At 55.6% G+C, this 647-nt stretch carries 1 protein-coding gene; it reads right to left on the bottom strand.

Annotated features, from left to right (window positions below; genetic code table 11):
- Nucleotides 1-423: ABC transporter substrate-binding protein (locus tag VZ95_RS21240; protein ID WP_045777638.1), on the bottom strand; the 423-nt coding region annotated here is incomplete at its 3' end.
- Nucleotides 424-647 lie beyond the last annotated feature (224 nt).

Genomic DNA, 647 nt, shown 5'->3' with positions numbered 1-647 from the left:
GAACTGCGTGAGAATAAAGGCAGGGGACTTGTTCAAAGCCACGGCGCGGTGCAGCGAATAGGCGGCATCGGCGGCGGTGACCGGATTGCCGGAATGGAACTTCATGCCTTTGCGGATTTTAAACGTATAGGTCAGCCCGTCTTCGGCGACAGCCCAGCTTTCCGCAACTTGGCCTTTGATGATCGACACGTCCTTGAAGTCGTAGGACAGCAGGCGATCATAGATATTCCCCACCGCTTCCGAGCCGGAAAACTCGAAGCTTTCCGCCGGATCGAGCGAAATAATATCGTCGATCTGCTTTGCCATCACCACCGTATCCTTCGGCGTCGCGGCGTTCGCCTCGGTCAGAGCCCCCGTTAGGATAACGGCCAAAGACAGTCCGGCCAGCATGGTTCCGGACAAAATTTTAGTCGACAGCTTCATGGTCCAAACTACCCCCTGTTGAAGAGTATGCCGTCGAACCCATGCCTGCGCTTCTCTGCCGCAGTGCACGCGGGCTGCACGTCTTCCCATTTTTGCAACCCTGATCCGACCGATTGACATGTTACGGATTTAGTCTTTGACCTCGCGGTCAAGTCTGTCAATAGGCCGAAGCGGGGCGGGGGTGTCTCAAAGCGCCGAGTATGCAGATTATGCATCAATCAGCA

Source organism: Elstera litoralis (genome assembly GCF_000963705.1).
GTDB classification, from domain to species: Bacteria; Pseudomonadota; Alphaproteobacteria; order Elsterales; family Elsteraceae; genus Elstera; species Elstera litoralis.
Note: the sequence above shows the minus strand (reverse complement) of the source record. Positions and strands in the feature narration are given on the sequence as shown.